Consider the following 17,564-nt stretch of genomic DNA (forward strand, 5'->3'; position numbering starts at 1 on the left):
AAATAGTTTTTCTAAGCATAGGGAGGAGCCACTAAAATAGGCTCCTTTCCTTGCAAATGAGCAAAGTCCCATAGATGCAGCCATCCATGTTCATCACAAAAGACTAGTTTGTGGCCATCGTAGCTAGCATGAATAGTATTAGAATTTACCCATGGATATGTGTTAGGCAGGAAGGGCAATATTATTCCACCACATTTTTTAGCTGGAGTATGTTGATAAAGTTCAAAACTCTTGAATTCAGGATGAAAAGTAGAGGCGAGGAAATGGTTTTCATCTAAAGCAAGAAAGCGCACAGAATCTATGTCGCCTATGTTTGATGACGTTAAAAAATTTCCATCATCAACATCATAAATTAAGACAAAACCTATACTTAGTCCTACTGCTAAGCGCTTGCCATCATAACTAGAGGTTGTTAGAATTGACTTCTTATCCCAACATTTTTCCACAGGTCGTGGTGCCAAGGTAAACTCTATTTTCTTTTTTCCATTAGAAGCATCCCATATATGGCATCTTCTTTGTAAATCATCTTCGCATAAAACGATGACTCGCGCTTCATCAAACTGGCAGAGTTCTTGATTAAGAGGGGACTTAAGGTTGCCTTCCAACGCCATAAGGCTGCTGGAGAAAGAGCTCTCTAGATTATTAATAAAATAAAGGCTGCCATCTAGACAGTGGATTAAGGCTTGATTATTTCGGCAGAGAATAAAATTGATCGGTGCCAAGGTAGTCTTGTAGCAGCTTAATCCTGTGCGTACATCCACAATTTTAAATTGCGTGTGATGAGAATTAACTAAAAATAAATGATTTTGAGCAAAGTAAGCCTCTTCAAAATTTTCAAGGTAACATAGAGAAGTTGTAGGAAAAGCCTCATTAACTTTCCAACGATAGAGCTGCCCTTCTTGCGTCACTTGAATAATATGGCCTTCTTGATAATGAATCAGACGAGAACTTTCCTCTTTCACATTATCATACACTAACTGACAACTTTTTTCGCCCAAGTGATAGATTTGCGCTGTACCTGCTGTAGCTTTTATAAAAGCAAATTGTTTTTCTCTTTTAAGCGCAAGAATTTTTCCTGAGAAATTAGGTAATTTGTAGATAGTTTGTTTACATTTGTTTTTCGAATATTCGCCTTTCGTTAGCCTCATCGTTTGCGACATCTGCACTCTTTTCTTACAGATTTTTCGCCAGTTTTTTCCGGGAGAAGAAGAGCGGCTAAGGTTTTTCCAGCGTCGTTGGCAGATAGGCCGCCATAAAGAAGGATCTTGGGCCATTCGCTGCCAATGTTTGTTAACAAGAGCTACAATTGGTAACTCTTTTTCATCTAGAAGACTAAGAATCTTTAATAGCACTTCTTCAGGTATTCTTATGTGGGGGACAAAAGAAAGTGAATGCATATTTTTTTCCTATAAATCCCTTACGGATTATTTTTTGCAATCTCTTTTTCCTATATTTTTTATCCAAACGAAGTGAGCAAGATAACTTTATAAGTTAGGGGGTCAAATTTTGCCAATTACCTGGTATAAATATTATAAAGTTTTTTTATTTTTTAGCGTGCTTTAACTTCTCTAGGCACTTCACGATGATGTCCCTCATAATAATAAGCAGAGAAAAATATAGGGAGATATCCAATCACTTTTTCCTCTTTTTCTCCATCAATTTTAACTACTGCTTGATAGTGACGCATATTCCAATTTTGTTTAATAAAATCCTGTAAGGACGGCCATTGATGTTCTTTCATAAACTTAACAACAGTTACTTGTCCAGGATAGAGGGAAGGTAGGAGAATACTTTCGGTATGAAAAGTGCGACTTTGCAATAAGTCTTCTAGCGGCTCGATCAAGACAAAGCGGATGTAGACTTTTCCTGGAGCACTTGGCAAATTTCCAACGTTCTTTATTTCAGCTTGTAGAGTAACTGTAGAGCCAGGATGAATTTTCATTGTTTTGATATCACTCGGATTAGTTGAAGCTGCATGTAGATGAGCTTGAAGAATAGCCTTAGGGCGAGGGGCCTCTGCATACATGCCCGATTGGATAAAGAGTGAGTATAAGATAAACAGAAGAATTTTATTCATTTTAAAATTATCCTAAAAGAACGGTTAAAAATTAAATAAGGCTTTAATTTCCTGCCATGGATAGGCAAGTTACAGCAGTTTAAATGATAGTAATAAGATACATTATAGCATTAAAAAAGCCTACAGCTATTAAAGCACCTGTAGGTACAGTCACTAGCCAAGAAATCATGATATCGCGTGTCATACTTAAGTCTAGAGCTTCTAGGCCTCGTGCTAATCCTACGCCTACTACAGAACCCACTAGCGTATGCGTAGTAGAAACAGGTAACCCTAATCTTGAAGCAAGTACCACGGTAGTGGCTGCGCCAAATTCTGCTGCAAAACCGCGCGTAGGAGTCAATTCGGTGATTTTTTTACCAATTGTTTCAATGACACGCCAGCCCCAGGTCGCTAATCCTACTACGATTCCTACTCCACCTAAAGCTAAGGCCCATACAGGCGTAGTGCTAGTCGTAATAACTGTATTGTTAATGAGAACTTGGATGCCTTGGGAAAGAGGTCCAATCGCGTTGGCTACATCATTCGCACCATGCGCAAATGCCATTAAGCATGCACTCATGATTTGAAGATAACCAAAAATTTTTTCGACGGTAGCGTATTCAGATTTGTGCACTTCTCCATCGCTGGATTTCTTGATTGTGGTCGATACATTATCCACTTCATTTAGCAGGATAGATAAGTGGTAGTGCATTTCATTTCCTGAGACGGTTTCTCGGGCTCTTAGTAAATGTTTTCTAGCTTTATCTAAAGACAGTGTAGTCTCAGCATTACACACAGGCTGCTGACAGCGTGTAGGTGCGGAGATATTGCGTAACAGTAGATAACTTATGAAAGAGCCGATCGTTCCTAGAAAAGCTGAGAAAATAAGGGCTTCTAAGAAGGTAAATTCTAAGTTTAAATTTTGCAAGCCTTTAAAAACCAGGATGAGCCCCATCACCGTGACTGTTAAGAAAACGATCATAGGAGTAATCTTTTGGGCGGATCTGATAGGGTTAGGGGTATAGAAAATCTTCTTTCTTAGGATATTAAAAATAAAGTAAGAAATGATGCCACCCAGAATAGGGGAAATCACCCAGCTAGTGATGATAAATAATACATTTTCCCATTGTATTGCTTCTAATCCTCCTACAACGATGCCAAACCCTACAATTGCTCCTACAATGCAGTGAGTGGTAGAAACAGGCCATCCAAAATAGGAGGCAATTTGTAACCATATGCCTGCTGCTAGCAAGGAAGCTAGCATTCCATAAACTAAGATGCGTGGCTCATAAGCAAATAGAGCAGAGTCAATAATGCCTGTTTGAATAGTGTCAGATACATGGGACCCAAAGAAAAAAGCCCCTGAAAATTCTAGAAGAGCTGCGATAACTACAGCGGTTTTTAAGGAAAGTGCGCCAGAACCTACAGAGGTTCCCATTGCATTTGCTACATCATTAGCTCCAATGCTCCATGCCATATAAAAGCCTGCTAGCAAAAGAAAGATGAGTAAAAGCATGTTTTCAGGTATCAATAGAATGTCGGGTATCATTCAATCTCCGTTATTGCAGTTCTAAGGTGAGTCTTACGCGGTTAGCCAGCTTCTCAGATATATCGGAAAGAGCGCCAGTGGTTCCAAAAATCTTTTGCCATAAATAAAAGGTACTATGCGTCATTTCGTTTTCAGACTGATACAGATTTTTCAAAAGTTTACGTTGAAGAATATCTACTTCGTGTTCTTTAAAAGCTACCTTTTCTACCATACTTCGAACTTTTTCCGCTTCCACTCCACCAAAGGAGGTTTCGATGAGTTCGTGTAGTTCGTTAATAATTCGCCTGGCTTCTTCAAAAGATTCCATATTCTTAACAAGAAATAAATTAAATTCATTTTCGAAGCTGGGCAATATTTCTAAAGGTTTCAAATTTGAAAGAACCCCTAGGTCTTGGGCTTTGTCCGCAATATCATCTTGTAAAGATAAGATATCCAGCAAATGCTGTCTTTCAATAGGAAGGTAAATGTTTTTAGGTAAATGATTGCGAATATGATTTTTAGCTAGATCGGCATGATGCTCTTGCTCAGAAATTTTCTCGGCAATCTTTTCAACGGCAGCATAATCTTTATTTTTCATGGCTTCGAATAAACTGGGTAGCATTTGTACGCAGCTATTGACGATCTCCATATGAGACTGTAAAGGAGCGAAAGGAGAGCGACCAAAAATGCCTAAAATTGTTTTTAGCATAATTTTAACCTAAAATAATGAATCTAGATAAACGATACAATAAAAGGGAATTTTGAATAAAGAAAGGAATATTTTAATAAGAGGCTTACCTTATCGCAGGTTAGCTTGGCAACATCCTTGCAAGACGATAAGCCGGGTAAATAAGCAGTGTGGATTGGTGCTGGTTCGCCTATGCCTTAACTTTAAAGGCATGTTTTGAAAATAGTTAGAAGAGGGATTGGCTGATAAATCATTAACGGCTTTAAAATGGAACGGGTCAGCTATTCAATCCTTTTAATTTTATAAAAAAATTCGATAAAAACTTGAGACTCTATTACTAAAAAGCTTAAAAAATCAAAGGTAAGCTTCCTTTAGTCAAGGTCTTTTACATGCTGGTTGTTCTATTGGCGCAGCACCTACAGAAGAGCCTAGCTTTACAAGCTAGATATTTAAGGCTTTACCGACTCCTGAAAGATTTAAATGTTAAAATCCTAGGGATCCTCTTTATGAATTTTATTATCTTGAAGGGATTTTAATATCCCTAATGGGTTTAAGCAATATTACTTTATCTGGGATGTTTTTCTTTACGAAAACATCCCAATCCTTCAGCAAAAAAAACTTCTTCAAACTTTTAAATAGTTTAGAAATTCCGCTTACTCCGCCGCATTTTTAAATCTATTTTTCTTCATAGCCCTATTTTATCAAACCTTCTTGCTTAATCCTCTAGCATTCCTAGCATTAAAGGTTTGTAGCTTTATTGAGCATTTTTCCTATAATTTTTTCTTGGAATTAGGTTTTTTTGGATGAATAGCTTAAGCATTAAAGGCCTCTTTTTAAGTAAAGAGGTGGCCTATTAAAGCTAAAGGGATAATGGGTTAAAAAAGATTACAAAAGGTTAAGGGTTAATTGTTATCAAGCTAGCCATGAAAAAAAGGGGAGGGGGAGAGAAAGCCCCTTCTTGAAGCCAGGCCTGGTTAAATGTTATTGGCAAGCTCTTATCAGTTATAATTGTTTAAATTTTTAGAAAAATTTTACATTTATCTATAAGTTCTTTATCTTATCTTCTTTTTTTCTTAAAAACCATCCGTAATAGAGGAGATATAAAATGATGTGTTAATTTTAATATAATAAACAACTTAATAAATAATATATTATTTTATTTGAAATTAATTGAATTAATTATAAATATATAGGTATACTTATTTTAAGAGGGTAATTTACTAAGGATTCTTTTATGCAGCAGGAAAAAATAAAAGCTTTTGAAGCCAAGATAAAGCCTGTAATTGAAGAATATGTGAATAACCAAGATTTTTATTTGTTAGCCAGCCCATTAAAAACAGAGCATCAATATAGGTTAGCTTTTAAAGAGCAAATAGCCAAAGAGCTAAATTTAACTTCGCTGCTCCAAAAATATATGAAAGGAATTAATTTGCTCAAAATCGAGCTATTAGAAAAAAATGATACCTACTTAATGCTAAAAGTTCTGAACGAAGTAGAACAAGCTTTTAAAAAAATTCAAGAAATTCAAAAAAATTATTCAACTTCAGAGGATAAAGAGGCCCTGGCACAAAATAGTCTCATTGATGCTGATCAGCCTTTATGGACAGCACTATATGGCCTTTCAAGTGAGACTTTACTCTTAATTTATGAGCTTGCCATCAAAAATTTTAACAATCATGCATGCGAAGATGCTAAAAATCTCTTACAACTCTTATTAACATTTTCTCCTACAGTTTCCTCCTACTGGAATGCCATGGGATATTGCTATCAAAATGAGGGAGAGTACGCTAAAGCCCTTAATTATTATCTAATGGCTGAAGAAATAGATCCTAACTTTTTAGAGACACAGTTTTATTTAGCTCGTTGTTATCAATCTATGCATCAACAAGGCTTGGCTTTGGAGTCACTAGAAAAGCTATGGAGCTTTATTCACGCCTCACCAGAAGTAAAAGAAGAGTGGGAAAGCCATGTTAGGAAACTGGCTAATGAAATAGAAGCTTAACATCATGAGGGTTATATGAGTGCTATACTTCCTAGAGATTTCTCTTCGACACCTGGTATGGATTCTGTGCAGAAAACACAAGGAGTCAAAAAGGATTTTATAGAACTAAGCACAGAAAATCCAGGAAAAGGTTTGCCTAAGCTAACGACTGCGGCTAAACAAATGAAAGAGAGCAAAGCTTTGCATGCGCTTGCAACTATTGGTCGAGTAACGGCAGGCACTATAGGGATTGTAGCGTTAATTCCCCTGGTACCCGTGGCAATGAGCTTACACTTTTTTATAGCGGCTGCTTTAGCCCCTGCAGGAGATGTGGTAAACAATGCCATTAAGAAATCTACAGGTTATGAAATTGAGCGGGGAAGCATAGGCCTAGCGGATGCTTTTTTAGGCTTGTATTTTACCACCTTTGAATTAATAGGAAACTGGATGATAGGCGAAAAGAAAAGCCATCCAGGCGTTCAGGTAGCAGAAAATTCTTCCGTACCTGTAGAGCAAGCAATTACTCCAGGAAGTGTCGTAATCACACCTAAAACTTCCTCTTCTTTTAAGTCCTCCATGCAAGCAGAGGAAGAAGAGCCAGAACTCGAGCATCATCCAATACCTGCAGCTACCTTCTTCAAAGCGGACAATGAGGAAAAAAGAGAAGCAGCTCCTGAATTAACTGAAAGGGAAGAAAATAGCTTGAAGGCAAAAAAACATCATTAAATGGGGATTTCATAATGATAATAAAATATATAGATAAAGAAAAAAGTTATACCCAATATGATAATCAATCGTTTGACTCTTTGGAATATACAGTTACAAGGCCTGACGGCAAAAAATATTCCCTTGAGTCTGGCGAGCAGACAAAATTTACCCCTTTCCATAGAATTTTGATAGGTCTTAAATCCCTAGCATTGACCTTTTTTTCTTTAGGCTTAGGGATGATTTATAGTCAAATTAGGGAAGGTTGGAAAGAATTCTTTACCGGTAAACGTTCGATAGCGGTTTATAAAAGCGATGACCTACAACCTCAGAGCCAGGCGCATATGACTTCAGAGAAAGCGGATACTCTTTTCTATAAGTTTTCACAAGAGGGAAAATCAAACCTGGATAAAGAGATAGGTAAGCCAGATGCTAATCCTTTGGGAGAAACTCTTGCAAGTGAGGTTAAGACAAACCCCAAAGAAAAAGTGAGCGAGCCAAAAGCTCAGCATAAAGCTTCCCTTGCCGCTAGCGATAGAGTAGAAGAAGATCTATATTATTCAGACGATGAAGATATCTATTACGAGATCGACCTAGAAAGTAACGAGAACGAGATAGATTACGATGAATTAGACCAAAAAGAAGAAGATAGGGATTTAAAAAGATTACCTATATCAAGCAACGATCCCTCCTCAAAACCGAAAAGAAGTATAAAAGACCGATGCCTTGAACGTTTGAAAGGTGATTTAGCTGCCATAAATAAAGAATATGGAACAGCCATAGATGATGGTGATTGTTTTTTTGATGCTTTTGCTCAAGCACTCAATAAGAAATTAAATGGAAACCTTACCCTTACGGATTTGCGAAGAAAAGTAAGCGAATATGTTAATACTCTTCCCTCTCAGAATAACTGGATAAAAAATAGTTTAGAAGAAGAATATGGAAATATAGATAGCTACGAAAGTTATGTAAAAGGTGTTAAGTATAATAGCAGTGAGGCAGAGAAGCATGGAGGATATCCTATCTGGGGTAAGTCGGAAATAGAGGGGGTAATCCTTTGCCATCTCTACCAGGTCAATTTAAAAGTATATGAAGTAGGTGATGGAGGAGATGGAATGGATGGGCTCTGGGTAGCAGAATTAGAATATCCCTTAAGTACCCCTTATGACACTACAGTGGAATTAGCTTTGTATCCAGGCCACTTCCTACCAGTGTATGATAAAAAATCACCTTAACGCTAACTGTTACTGCTGAAAAAATTAATATCATTTAAAAGCATTTCTTTGAGCCAGTGATACATAGCAGAAGGAGATAAAACTTTTTCCTTTTCTATCTCCATCAAGAAATCGTGCAGTTGCTTTAATGCAAGTTCTTCTAGCAAGTTTAGATGTTTTTCCATGCTAATTTCATAGAAATTGCCGATTTGATAGATGTATTCTAACTCTGTCGGAGTATACAGGGCTGCTTTCAAAGAATCTTTTCTCTTTTCGAGGTATTGATGGATAATGATTTGATGAAGGTAGCTAAGATAATGATAAGGATTATTGTGTTGAAAAAGATGCTTATAAAAAGAATTTAAAATCGTCTTTTCATTTATCCCTATGATTTTCAACATGCATTCATTTAACTGCAGGTGAAGGGATAAAAACTCAGTTACATGTTGATTAAAGCACTCTTGCTTAGCTTTTAGAAAAGCTTTGGCTTGCAGATTAAAACGACCCGTTGGTTTTAGTTCGTTAGCAATTTCTTGCATTTTGTCTTTTAAAGCATGATCTTTGGGTAACAAGAAGGGGGATAAGACCCAACCATGGTGCTGAGAAGGGTGAGGGTATCCTGTTTGCTGTGATTGAGTGGTAATATGAAAGCTTTCAGGTATAGGAATGCTGGGACCTTTGCTTTTTAAAGAACGTTTGAAAGTACCTTTAAGCTCAATAGTTTCTCCAGGAAAAGAAGATATCGTTTGCTCAAGGGCTACCACAGATTCAGCAATCGCTTTAGATAAAGGAGTCTGTTCCTTGATTACAATCGGCATTTCACGAATAATATTTAATTGTTCAGTTAAAGAGGTAAAGCGCACTTCATGATGCTTAAGTAAAGTAATAGCTTTCATACGAAAAGCGTCGATTTCTTGGGTAGTAGGCAAAAGCTCGCCTTGAGAAAATGGTGGGAGGGGTAGTTTAATCTTTTCATCTTCTTGGCTATAAAACTTGCAGGAAACTTCTTTGCCTAGACTTATTTTTTCTTTTCTTTTTTCTCTTTTAGGAATTTTGATTAGAAGTGTGTCCATCCATCGACGCCAGGGGAGGGGACGTCTTTTTAGAGGGCTACTTAATGCATTAAAACGGTCGATAGCTGTGTAAGCAGAAGATGCTATTTGTTTTTGCCGAAAAGTGCCCTCGGCTAAAGATTGAATTAAAGAAAAGCTGTTTTTAATTAGTGCCAGAGCTTGTTGAAGATTTTTTTTCTCTTCTACCTTCACAGAACTAATAGAAAAAAGCTGCTTAGCAAATGTCATAGTTTTTTTTAGGATAGAGACAGAAGAAGATGTTTCTTTACGATAAGAAAAGCTTTCTAAAATTTTTATAGCGGCTTGTAGCTCTCTAGTAGAAACGTTTTTTTCTTTATCCATTCAAATGATTGCCTATTCATTAATAATTTCAGGGATAGGCTTGCCGCATGCCGCTGCCACTTTTACGTGTGTATTTTCAATAATATCCATAGCATTTTGATTTTCATGAGCCTTTTCAATAGAAATTAGCTCACCACGCCTTAAATATTCAAATGCTTTAGATTCGGAAGGAAGCACCTGCAAGCGGGAACCTAAATGTTTTTTGCCATCTACCCCACATAGATAAAAACGTGTACCATGAAAAGATTCAACCGGGGGGCTAATAACTCGGTAATATTTTTTCTCCTCTAAAATAGGCCATTCCGCTTGAGGGTTGCGAAAAATTATATAAGACATTTTTAAAGAGCCCAGATTGATTTGGGCAGCACGTTGGATTTCTTTGATAATATAAGGTTTATAAAATTCTCGCTGGGCATAGCAGGGATTGTTTTTAGCTTGGAGGGCTGGACATTCTCCTTTCCACACACAAGGGGCTTGTATAGGTACCTTTTTTCTTACCATGCAATCGCGTATCTGCAAAATCCTCTGGTTAGCTTCGGGATGAGAAGAATCGACAACTACTAAATAGCCTGCAGGGGTGAGTCGATTAAGTAGCATGGACAAAAATTCATTTTGCTTAGTCTGCCAGTGAGCACTATTGATAGGAAAAAGTTCTTTTAAACAATGAGCCACAATGATTAAATCAAATTTTCCTTCCAAAGGAAGGGGTGTCGTAAGGCAATTCCAGGAGCGAATGCTTAAAGCATAGCCTGATCTTCCACATACTTCAGCGCCCAGTTGTAGAGCAGCTTGATTATAGTCCAAAGCCGTCACTTCTGAGGCCCCATGCTTAATGGCTGCTAGAGAAAAAGCTCCTGGCCCACTGCATATGTCTAACACACGTTTAGGTTTAAAAGGAATCTCGCCTAGAATAGATAATCCTTGTTGATAATTAACTACCCAATGATAAAGCAGATAGGAGCCCAATAAATCTTTATCTGTAAAGTAATCTCTACCTATGAGTTGATGACCTGTTTCAAGACCTACTTGTAAATTTTTTACCCCTTCCACCACGCGACGAAATTCGCGTGTTTGCAATTTATCAGCAGGGCCAGCCTCCTTATGCATGCGCCGCCAGGCGCCTAAAAGGATAGGCATGATTTCTTCTAGCTGATGAGCAGGTATCCTATTTGCTTTCATTAATGAGTCTCAAATATTAATTTTTTTTCTCGATCGGTTAAAGGGCGCCAGCTGCCTACAGGCAATTGTCCTAAGATCAAACCACCCAGGCGAATGCGCGTTAAGGAGTAAACTTTTAAACCCACTGCTTCTAACAAATGACGCACTTCGCGTTTTTTACCTTCCATAATGATTACCTTTAAAGTCCCTTTACGAACTTTTATAACACGGACAGGCTTGACAAAAGAGCCTTCAATAAGGGTGCCGCTGGCAATAGCTTTTAGATGTTCATCGGTAATGTCTTGGTCAGTTTTTACTAAATATTCTTTTTGAATATTTTGGGAGGGATGAATGACTTGATTAGCAAAATGCCCATCATTGGTCACTAAAAGCAGCCCTGCTGTTTCTTTATCTAGACGACCGACCGTAAATAACCTTTGCTCTATATTTTCAAAGAGATCTATAACAATTTTGGTATCACGATGCCTAGCATTTGTGCATTCGTATCCCGTGGGCTTATTTAAAAGATAGTAAACTTTTGCTTCGGCTTGCTTTATTTTTTCATCATCCACAGTAATGCTATCTTTAGCGCCCACCATGGTTTGCGGGATGATGCAGATATCACCATTCACTTTTACCCGACCAGCAAAGATAATCTCTTCGCAGCCTCTACGGGAAGCTACTCCAGCAGCAGCCAAGAATTTGCTCAGTCTGTTTTTTATTTTTTCCATTAAAAAGCCTAATTAATTGGTTTTAAGTGATAACTTTAAACAATTTTTATTAAAATTACAACCCTTATATCTCGGTAGAAAAGCTCACCCACGGTAGCTTAGTTTGCAAGTTCAAACGATCGATCATGGCTAGCCTTTTAAGGAGTTATAATTTCCTTGATACTTGCTTGATGAGTAGCTATGATGAAAAATTATAATGAATGTAGGTTACTTAAGAGTGGGTAAGCTAATTTTAATGCGCCATGGGCAATCATGTTGGAATGAACTGAATTTATTTACAGGGTGGGTAAATGTTCCTTTATCTTCAAGAGGAATGCAAGAAGCAGTAGAAGGTGGAAAGCTTATTAGCCAGCTGCCTATCGACGCTATTTTTGTCTCTTCCTTGATGCGAGCCCAGCAAACCGCGATGCTTGCCATGCTCCAACACTCCTCCGGCAAGGTGCCTGCCATCCAGCCTAGCTCTCAGGAGCATTTAGAGGAATGGTTTCAAATTCATAGTGAGGAAACGAGGAAAAAAATAGTGCCTGTCTATTGTGCATGGCAACTTAATGAAAGAATGTATGGAGAGTTGCAAGGCCTAAATAAAACAGAGACCGTAAAAAAATATGGAAAAGAGCAAGTTCAAATTTGGCGTCGCAGTTTTGAGGTGGCCCCACCCGGGGGAGAGAGTTTGGAAATGACAAGTGCTCGTGCTGTTCCCTACTTCAAAAATTACATATTACCTGCCTTGAAAAATGGAATGAATATTTTTATCGCTGCCCATGGCAACTCCCTTAGAGCAATCATTATGTTCCTAAGCCATTTATCCAAAGAAGAAGTTGTACAGCTTGAATTAACTACTGGCACACCTATCATTTACGATTATCAAGACCCCCACTTTATTCAACAATAATATGCCTTCCATCTACTTTGATAATAGCACGACTACCCGTCCTTCAGAAAAAACGGTTAGTAAAATGCTCCCTTTCTTTTACAGACAGTGGGGAGCTCCACTAGCTCCTCATCATCTGGGACAAGAACTTCTTCCAGCAATCGAAGAAAGCCTTAACTATATTTATAAGCTGCTAAATATAAAAAAAACAGACGCTTTTGTATTCACTTCATCCGGTGCTGAAGCAGTAAACCATGTCTTTTACTCCGTTTATCATGATGTTACCCGTTTAACAGGGAAAAATCAATTTATCACTTCAAATATTGAAGAGGCTCCTGCTACCATGTTGATCAATCGCTTAGAAGATTGGACCTGCGTAGGGAAAATATTGAAAGCAAATCTCTCGGGCTACATTTCCCCGGCTGCAGTGGCTGACGCCATTACACCTCGTACGGCTCTTGTTTCTCTTGCATGGGCTAATGGGCTTACCGGCGTGATTAATCCGGTAGCAGAAATCGCTGCAGTATGCCAAGAAAAAGGTGTCTTATTACATATCGACGCTACTCATGTCTTGGGTAAGCTTTTTTTTCAATTGGAGGATATTAACCCAGCTTTTTTGACTTTCAATGGAGATCATTTGCATGCTCCTAAAGGCACAGGCGGATTGTACATTAAAGAGGGAATCAAGTGTAGCAGCTTTATTGTAGGGGGAATGGATCAAGGTGGGAGGCGAGCGGGAACTTTAAATGTACCGGCTTTAGTAGGGCTAGGTGAAGCTTCTTGTGAAGTTTTAGAAGCCCAAGATTTGATGTGTACAGAGGTGGCCAGATTGAGAGATCTTTTTGAAACGCAGATTACTTCCTCCATTCCTCATACCCAGGTATTTTTTCAAGATCAAAACAGGCTTCCTCATATTAGCGCAATTGCTTTTGCGGGTATCAATAGTGAAGCCCTTCTATTTGCCTTAAATAGAAAAGGCGTTTATGCTAGCATGGGAGGAGGAAATTTTCAGCAACTAAAATTAATCCTTATGGCTTCTGCTATGGACGAAACATTAGCTTCTTCAACACTAAGTTTTAGTTTCTGTAAAGATAATTCCGAAGATGAGGTTATGCATGCAGTTGAAATTATTAAAGAGTGTGTATTGAAGCTGCGCAAACTTTCTTCACACCTTTACTTTAATCATTGAAGAGATAAATATGGGAATTTTGCAATTTGTCCATCCGTTTACTTGGACACGTTATAGCAAAAAATTAATCAATAAAATTGATCACCCTTATTGCGGAGGAATTTTCCTAAAGGAAGATGCTGCCGAAAGGGAAATGCTTTTTATAGAAGGCTCTGCCGGTAGCTTAGAAGAGGGAAATATCATCTCTTTTTATTGGCTGGTAGATAAAGACGATGGAGTGATTGTAGATGCAAAATTCCAAGTGTTTGGCCATACAGCCTTGATTGGCGCATCAGAAATAGCTTGTGAGCTGCTAGTAGGGAAAAATTATCTTCAAGCTCAGCGCATGAATGCAGATCTTATTGATAGGCAAGTGCGCGATCGTGCGGATGAGGCTGCTTTTCCTCATGAAACTTATTCTCACTTAAATCTAGTGCTGGAAGCCATTGAAAAGTGTGCCGAGCAATGCATAGATATACCCCTTGCCGATTCTTATTTGACTACACCTGTGCCTATAGGTATGGATAATGTAATTCCAGGAGGTTATCCTGGTTGGAAAGAATTATCTTTAAAGAAAAAATTAGCAGTTATTGAAGAAGTGCTAGATCAAGATATCCGTCCTTATATTGCTTTAGACGCGGGTGGGGTCAGCGTTCTAAATTTGCTGGAAGATAAAGAGCTGATTATTGCTTACCATGGTTCCTGTACTTCGTGTTACTCTTCTATAGGCACGACTTTATCTTACATTCAACAAATTATTCGTGCTAAAGTGCATCCAGAAATTAATGTTATCCCGGAAATGAAAGGGATAACGGGCTAAAGGCTATTTAGGCCGACCTGGACTTAAGTCTCGATCATTTCCTTATTATTTTCACTTAAAAAAGAAAAATTAAATGCTTGTAGTAATGTTTACTAGCGTACAATAAAGGTTTTCTATAGCTTTACAAAGTTTTGAGAATGCTAATCTGTTTTAATTGCACATTAAGCGAAAAAAAGGATGCAGACTTTTTCAGCTACCGCCTAAAGCGCTTTTTTAGTTCTCTAGGAATACTTTCCAGCGGATTTCCATCTAGCCTCAGATCTAGCAGTTGTTCAGTTAGCTGCTCTATCTCTTCAGGAAGAATAGTGAGCCGGTTATCGGATAAATCAAGCTTTTGCAGGTGAGAGAGATATCCTATCTCGGCAGGAAGCATAGCTAGCTGGTTGTAGTCTAAGTTAAGCATTTCAAGCCAAGCCAGCTGCCCTATCTCTGCAGGAAGAGAAGTAAGCTCGTTGTGGTCTAAATTTAGCATTTTAAGCTTAGTCAGCTGCCCTATCTCTGCAGGAAGAGAAGTAAGCTGGTTATCGGATAAATCAAGCTTTTGCAGTTGAGATAAATGCCCTATCTCAGCAAGAAGAGAGGTAAGCTGGTTGCCGCTTAAGAAAAGCTCTTGCAGATTAGAAAGCTGCCCTACTTGTGTAGGAAGAGAGTTAAAATTGTTGTGGCTTAAGTTAAGGCTTTGCAGCTGCGACAGCAGCTTTATCTCTGTCGGAAGGGTAGTAAGTTGATTGTAATTTAAGTTAAGCTCTTGCAGCTGAATGAGTTGCTTTATCCCTGTAGGAAGGGTGGTGAGCTGGTTACGGATCAAGCTAAGAACGCGCAGCTGCAAAAGCTGCTCTATCCTTGCTGGAAGAGTGGTGAAGTGGTTGTCGTTTAAGTAAAGTCTCCTTAGCTGGGAAAGCTGCCCTATCTCTGCAGGAAGGGAGGTGAGCTGGTTATTGCCTAAGTAAAGCTCTTGCAGCTGCGAAAGCTGCCCTATTTCTGCGGGAAGGGTGATGAAGTGGTTGTAGTTTAAGTAAAGCTCTTGCAGCTGCGAAAGCTGTCCTATCTCCATAGGTAAAAAGGTCAAGCCAAGTCCTCGTAAATCTAAGCTTTTAATATCTCTGCCATACCTTTCAATCCATTGCTCAAACAGCTCTCCTTTTTTCGTTAAAGACAAATACTTGATTTTCTCTTGCTCTAAGTACTCCTCTCCACCAGGAAGTTTTTTCCACATCAATAGACGATTAATATTTATAAGATAAGAAGAATAATTAGCCAGAGTAAAAAACCTTGTTTCTTCACTTTTCCATTTAAATTCTAGCTTCATAGGAGCAAGAGAGCTAGCTAGATTAAAGGTTTGCTTGAAAATTGCGTTGACTTTTTCTATTTCTGAAGGCCTATCTTCTAGCTTATAAATTTTGTCTAAAATAAAAGCCTGTTCACTAACATTTCCTTGAGGAAAATGCATTTTACCTATTTGCTTATAAAGCGAGGGCATGACTTCAGTAGCTAACAGGTGTCTCCATCTTGTACAAACGCTAAATAAGGCAGGCGAGCTGATATGCTCTAAAAGGGGGGTTAGTATCTCATTAGGTAAATGGTCGATAGTAACAGAAGAGCTGGGATTCATTACAGGGCCTGTTTATAAGTTTTATGCATAAATTTATCATTTTTTCTCAGAAAGATATAGTAAAAAAAGCAAAATAAGCAAGAAAATCTTAGCAATAAATTTTTAGCCTTTAAGTCTAAAAATAGAGGAATATAAAAAGTTGCTAAAGTTCTTTGTTCTCTTTTAGGTGAAAAACATAATTTAGATATATATATAATTCTTGATGGTTCGGAAAATTATTTATATTCTTAAAAGCTTATGAATATATCAATTCCTTCCCTTAAAAATTTAAGGATACAAACAGAGAATTTTTCAACTACAACCTAAAACGTTGCTTTATTTCAGTTGAAAGGCTTTGCAGCGGGTTTCCTTTCACTTGCAGCTTTTTTAGAGCAGATAGTTGCCTTATTTCTGGAGGTAGGAAAGAAAGTTGATTGTTGTTTAAGTATAAACTTTGGAGTCGAGAAAGGCCTTTGAGGGCGGCCGGAAGAGAGGTAAGCTGGTTGCCGCTTAAGTTAAGGACTTTCAGCTGAAGAAGCTGCCTTATCTCGTTAGGAAGAGAAGAGAGCTGGTTGTTACTTAGGTAGAGCTCTTGCAGCTGAGCTAACTGACCTATTTCGGCAGGAAGAAAAGACAGTTGGTTGTTCCTTAAGTCAAGATGTTGTAGCTGAGATAGCCGTCCTATCTCGGTAGGGCAAAAAATAAGCTGGTTATTAACCAATACAAGCTCTTGTAGATGAGAGAGTTGTTTTATTTCGCCAGGAAGAAAAGCGATGTGGTTGTGACTTAAGTAAAGCTTTTGTAATTGAGACAGCTGCGGGATCTCTGCTGGAAATGTGATAATTTGATTGTCGTTTAAACAAAGTTCTTGTAGTCGAGAGAGTAGTCTTATTTCTTGAGGTAAAAAGGTTAATACTATTCCTGTTAGCTTTAAGCTGGTAATATCTTTACCATACCTTTCAACCCATGCTTTAAAAAGCTTTCCTTTTTTTGCTAAAGATAAATGTTGAATATTCTTTTGGCCTAAGAATTCCTTTCCACCAGGAATTTCTTTCCACATTAATAAGCGATTAATGTTTACAAGATAAGAAGAGTAATTAGCGAGGGTAAGATATCTTTTCTGTAGAGGTTTTTCTTTAAATTCTGATGGAGAAAAAGACTCAGCTAAAATAAAGATGCGTCTAAAAATTTTATTTATCTTTGTTACTTCAGGAAGGTTAGCCTCTAGCTTATAAATTTTATCTAAAAAAAGAGTTTACTCGTTAACATTCCCTTGAGGAACATGCATTTTGCTTATTTGCTTATAAAGAGAGGGCATGATTTCCTTAGCTAGCAGATGAGACCATCTTGTGCAAACCCTGAATAGGGAGGGACTAGCATAAGCCATTATAATAGGGGCGAGTATTTCATTTGGTAAGTGCTCAATAGTGATAGGATGGCTAGAATTCATGGATAGTCTCTTTAAATTTTATGCCTATTTGTCGTTTTATAAATTGATTATATAGTTGAAAAAACAAAACAGGCAAGATAATGCAGAACTAGATACTTAATCTTTAATTTTGTCTAGGGAGATAGATAAAGATTTGCGGAGAAGCTTCTACTGCCTTAATAAAAAGAACATGATTTCAGCGGGTAAGG

At 37.9% G+C, this 17,564-nt stretch carries 16 protein-coding genes; 6 read left to right on the forward strand and 10 right to left on the reverse strand.

The features are described 5' to 3' along the window. Positions 1–11 precede the first annotated feature (11 nt). The 4 genes from DB41_RS01610 to DB41_RS01625 all read right to left on the reverse strand — a co-directional run bounded on the left by DB41_RS01610 (position 12) and on the right by DB41_RS01625 (position 4,293). On the reverse strand, positions 12–1,397 hold the full coding sequence (locus tag DB41_RS01610; protein WP_052243789.1) for an F-box protein: 1,386 nt from the start codon (positions 1,395–1,397) through the stop codon (positions 12–14). Positions 1,398–1,549: 152 nt separating this feature from the next. Continuing rightward, positions 1,550–2,077, reverse strand: a complete 528-nt coding sequence (locus DB41_RS01615; RefSeq protein ID WP_039383610.1) for a hypothetical protein — start codon at positions 2,075–2,077, stop codon at positions 1,550–1,552. Positions 2,078–2,156: 79 nt separating this feature from the next. Further along, positions 2,157–3,605, reverse strand: coding sequence for an inorganic phosphate transporter (locus DB41_RS01620; RefSeq protein WP_232044339.1), 1,449 nt, complete (start codon positions 3,603–3,605; stop codon positions 2,157–2,159). A 10-nt stretch (positions 3,606–3,615) separates the two neighbouring features. Continuing rightward, complete coding sequence (locus DB41_RS01625; protein ID WP_039383612.1) at positions 3,616–4,293, reverse strand: TIGR00153 family protein; 678 nt, start codon at positions 4,291–4,293, stop codon at positions 3,616–3,618. A 1,213-nt stretch (positions 4,294–5,506) separates the two neighbouring features. Between DB41_RS01625 and DB41_RS01630 the strand changes: the two genes are divergently transcribed. From DB41_RS01630 to DB41_RS01640, 3 genes are read left to right on the forward strand one after another with little or no spacing between them, the layout of a single operon-like run. Then, positions 5,507–6,274, forward strand: a complete 768-nt coding sequence (locus tag DB41_RS01630) for a tetratricopeptide repeat protein (protein ID WP_039383613.1) — start codon at positions 5,507–5,509, stop codon at positions 6,272–6,274. A 15-nt stretch (positions 6,275–6,289) separates the two neighbouring features. Next, positions 6,290–6,979, forward strand: a complete 690-nt coding sequence (locus DB41_RS01635) for a hypothetical protein (RefSeq protein WP_039383614.1) — start codon at positions 6,290–6,292, stop codon at positions 6,977–6,979. Positions 6,980–6,993: 14 nt separating this feature from the next. Next, positions 6,994–8,193, forward strand: coding sequence for a hypothetical protein (locus tag DB41_RS01640; protein WP_039383616.1), 1,200 nt, complete (start codon positions 6,994–6,996; stop codon positions 8,191–8,193). A 2-nt stretch (positions 8,194–8,195) separates the two neighbouring features. On the opposite strand, the gene DB41_RS01645 is transcribed toward DB41_RS01640, so the two are convergent. The 3 genes from DB41_RS01645 to DB41_RS01655 are packed head-to-tail and all read right to left on the reverse strand — an operon-like array spanning position 8,196 to position 11,476. After that, positions 8,196–9,587 carry a hypothetical protein gene (locus DB41_RS01645; RefSeq protein ID WP_039383617.1) on the reverse strand — a complete coding sequence of 464 codons (1,392 nt, stop codon included), beginning with the start codon at positions 9,585–9,587 and terminating at the stop codon, positions 8,196–8,198. Positions 9,588–9,599: 12 nt separating this feature from the next. Continuing rightward, positions 9,600–10,766 carry a small ribosomal subunit Rsm22 family protein gene (locus DB41_RS01650; protein ID WP_039383620.1) on the reverse strand — a complete coding sequence of 389 codons (1,167 nt, stop codon included), beginning with the start codon at positions 10,764–10,766 and terminating at the stop codon, positions 9,600–9,602. Next, positions 10,766–11,476: a pseudouridine synthase gene (locus DB41_RS01655; protein WP_039383622.1), complete on the reverse strand. Its 711-nt coding sequence runs from the start codon at positions 11,474–11,476 to the stop codon at positions 10,766–10,768. Before DB41_RS01655 ends, DB41_RS01650 begins: the two co-directional genes overlap by 1 nt. A 217-nt stretch (positions 11,477–11,693) precedes the next feature. On the opposite strand from DB41_RS01655, the gene DB41_RS01660 reads away from it, so the two are divergent. Genes DB41_RS01660 through DB41_RS01670 form a run of 3 tightly spaced genes read left to right on the forward strand, consistent with a single transcriptional unit; the run spans position 11,694 to position 14,335 of the window. Beyond that, positions 11,694–12,368, forward strand: a complete 675-nt coding sequence (locus DB41_RS01660) for a 2,3-bisphosphoglycerate-dependent phosphoglycerate mutase (protein ID WP_193365240.1) — start codon at positions 11,694–11,696, stop codon at positions 12,366–12,368. A 1-nt stretch (position 12,369) separates the two neighbouring features. Continuing rightward, positions 12,370–13,536, forward strand: coding sequence for a cysteine desulfurase family protein (locus DB41_RS01665; protein ID WP_039383625.1), 1,167 nt, complete (start codon positions 12,370–12,372; stop codon positions 13,534–13,536). A gap of 10 nt (positions 13,537–13,546) precedes the next feature. After that, positions 13,547–14,335: a NifU family protein gene (locus DB41_RS01670; RefSeq protein ID WP_039383628.1), complete on the forward strand. Its 789-nt coding sequence runs from the start codon at positions 13,547–13,549 to the stop codon at positions 14,333–14,335. 193 nt (positions 14,336–14,528) lie between these two features. Here the strand turns inward: DB41_RS01670 and DB41_RS10505 are convergent, their stop codons facing one another. From DB41_RS10505 to DB41_RS01685, 3 genes are all read right to left on the reverse strand, one after another. Further along, positions 14,529–15,947 carry a leucine-rich repeat domain-containing protein gene (locus tag DB41_RS10505; protein WP_052243790.1) on the reverse strand — a complete coding sequence of 473 codons (1,419 nt, stop codon included), beginning with the start codon at positions 15,945–15,947 and terminating at the stop codon, positions 14,529–14,531. Between the two features lie 295 nt (positions 15,948–16,242). Then, on the reverse strand, positions 16,243–16,986 hold the full coding sequence (locus DB41_RS01680; RefSeq protein ID WP_052243791.1) for a leucine-rich repeat domain-containing protein: 744 nt from the start codon (positions 16,984–16,986) through the stop codon (positions 16,243–16,245). A gap of 195 nt (positions 16,987–17,181) precedes the next feature. Continuing rightward, positions 17,182–17,376: an F-box protein gene (locus tag DB41_RS01685; RefSeq protein WP_039383630.1), complete on the reverse strand. Its 195-nt coding sequence runs from the start codon at positions 17,374–17,376 to the stop codon at positions 17,182–17,184. Positions 17,377–17,564: the final 188 nt, after the last annotated feature.

The organism is Neochlamydia sp. TUME1, assembly GCF_000813645.1.
Taxonomy (GTDB): domain Bacteria; phylum Chlamydiota; class Chlamydiia; order Chlamydiales; family Parachlamydiaceae; genus Neochlamydia.

What these genes read in the sequence shown, in the direction of transcription:
- DB41_RS01610 (WP_052243789.1), bottom strand. Translation starts at nt 1,397, where the DNA reads ATGCATTCACTTTCTTTTGTCCCCCACATAAGAATACCTGAAGAAGTG.
- DB41_RS01615 (WP_039383610.1), bottom strand. Translation starts at nt 2,077, where the DNA reads ATGAATAAAATTCTTCTGTTTATCTTATACTCACTCTTTATCCAATCG.
- DB41_RS01620 (WP_232044339.1), bottom strand. Translation starts at nt 3,605, where the DNA reads ATGATACCCGACATTCTATTGATACCTGAAAACATGCTTTTACTCATC.
- DB41_RS01625 (WP_039383612.1), bottom strand. Translation starts at nt 4,293, where the DNA reads ATGCTAAAAACAATTTTAGGCATTTTTGGTCGCTCTCCTTTCGCTCCT.
- DB41_RS01630 (WP_039383613.1), top strand. Translation starts at nt 5,507, where the DNA reads ATGCAGCAGGAAAAAATAAAAGCTTTTGAAGCCAAGATAAAGCCTGTA.
- DB41_RS01635 (WP_039383614.1), top strand. Translation starts at nt 6,290, where the DNA reads ATGAGTGCTATACTTCCTAGAGATTTCTCTTCGACACCTGGTATGGAT.
- DB41_RS01640 (WP_039383616.1), top strand. Translation starts at nt 6,994, where the DNA reads ATGATAATAAAATATATAGATAAAGAAAAAAGTTATACCCAATATGAT.
- DB41_RS01645 (WP_039383617.1), bottom strand. Translation starts at nt 9,587, where the DNA reads ATGGATAAAGAAAAAAACGTTTCTACTAGAGAGCTACAAGCCGCTATA.
- DB41_RS01650 (WP_039383620.1), bottom strand. Translation starts at nt 10,766, where the DNA reads ATGAAAGCAAATAGGATACCTGCTCATCAGCTAGAAGAAATCATGCCT.
- DB41_RS01655 (WP_039383622.1), bottom strand. Translation starts at nt 11,476, where the DNA reads ATGGAAAAAATAAAAAACAGACTGAGCAAATTCTTGGCTGCTGCTGGA.
- DB41_RS01665 (WP_039383625.1), top strand. Translation starts at nt 12,370, where the DNA reads ATGCCTTCCATCTACTTTGATAATAGCACGACTACCCGTCCTTCAGAA.
- DB41_RS01670 (WP_039383628.1), top strand. Translation starts at nt 13,547, where the DNA reads ATGGGAATTTTGCAATTTGTCCATCCGTTTACTTGGACACGTTATAGC.
- DB41_RS10505 (WP_052243790.1), bottom strand. Translation starts at nt 15,947, where the DNA reads ATGAATCCCAGCTCTTCTGTTACTATCGACCATTTACCTAATGAGATA.
- DB41_RS01680 (WP_052243791.1), bottom strand. Translation starts at nt 16,986, where the DNA reads ATGTGGAAAGAAATTCCTGGTGGAAAGGAATTCTTAGGCCAAAAGAAT.
- DB41_RS01685 (WP_039383630.1), bottom strand. Translation starts at nt 17,376, where the DNA reads ATGAATTCTAGCCATCCTATCACTATTGAGCACTTACCAAATGAAATA.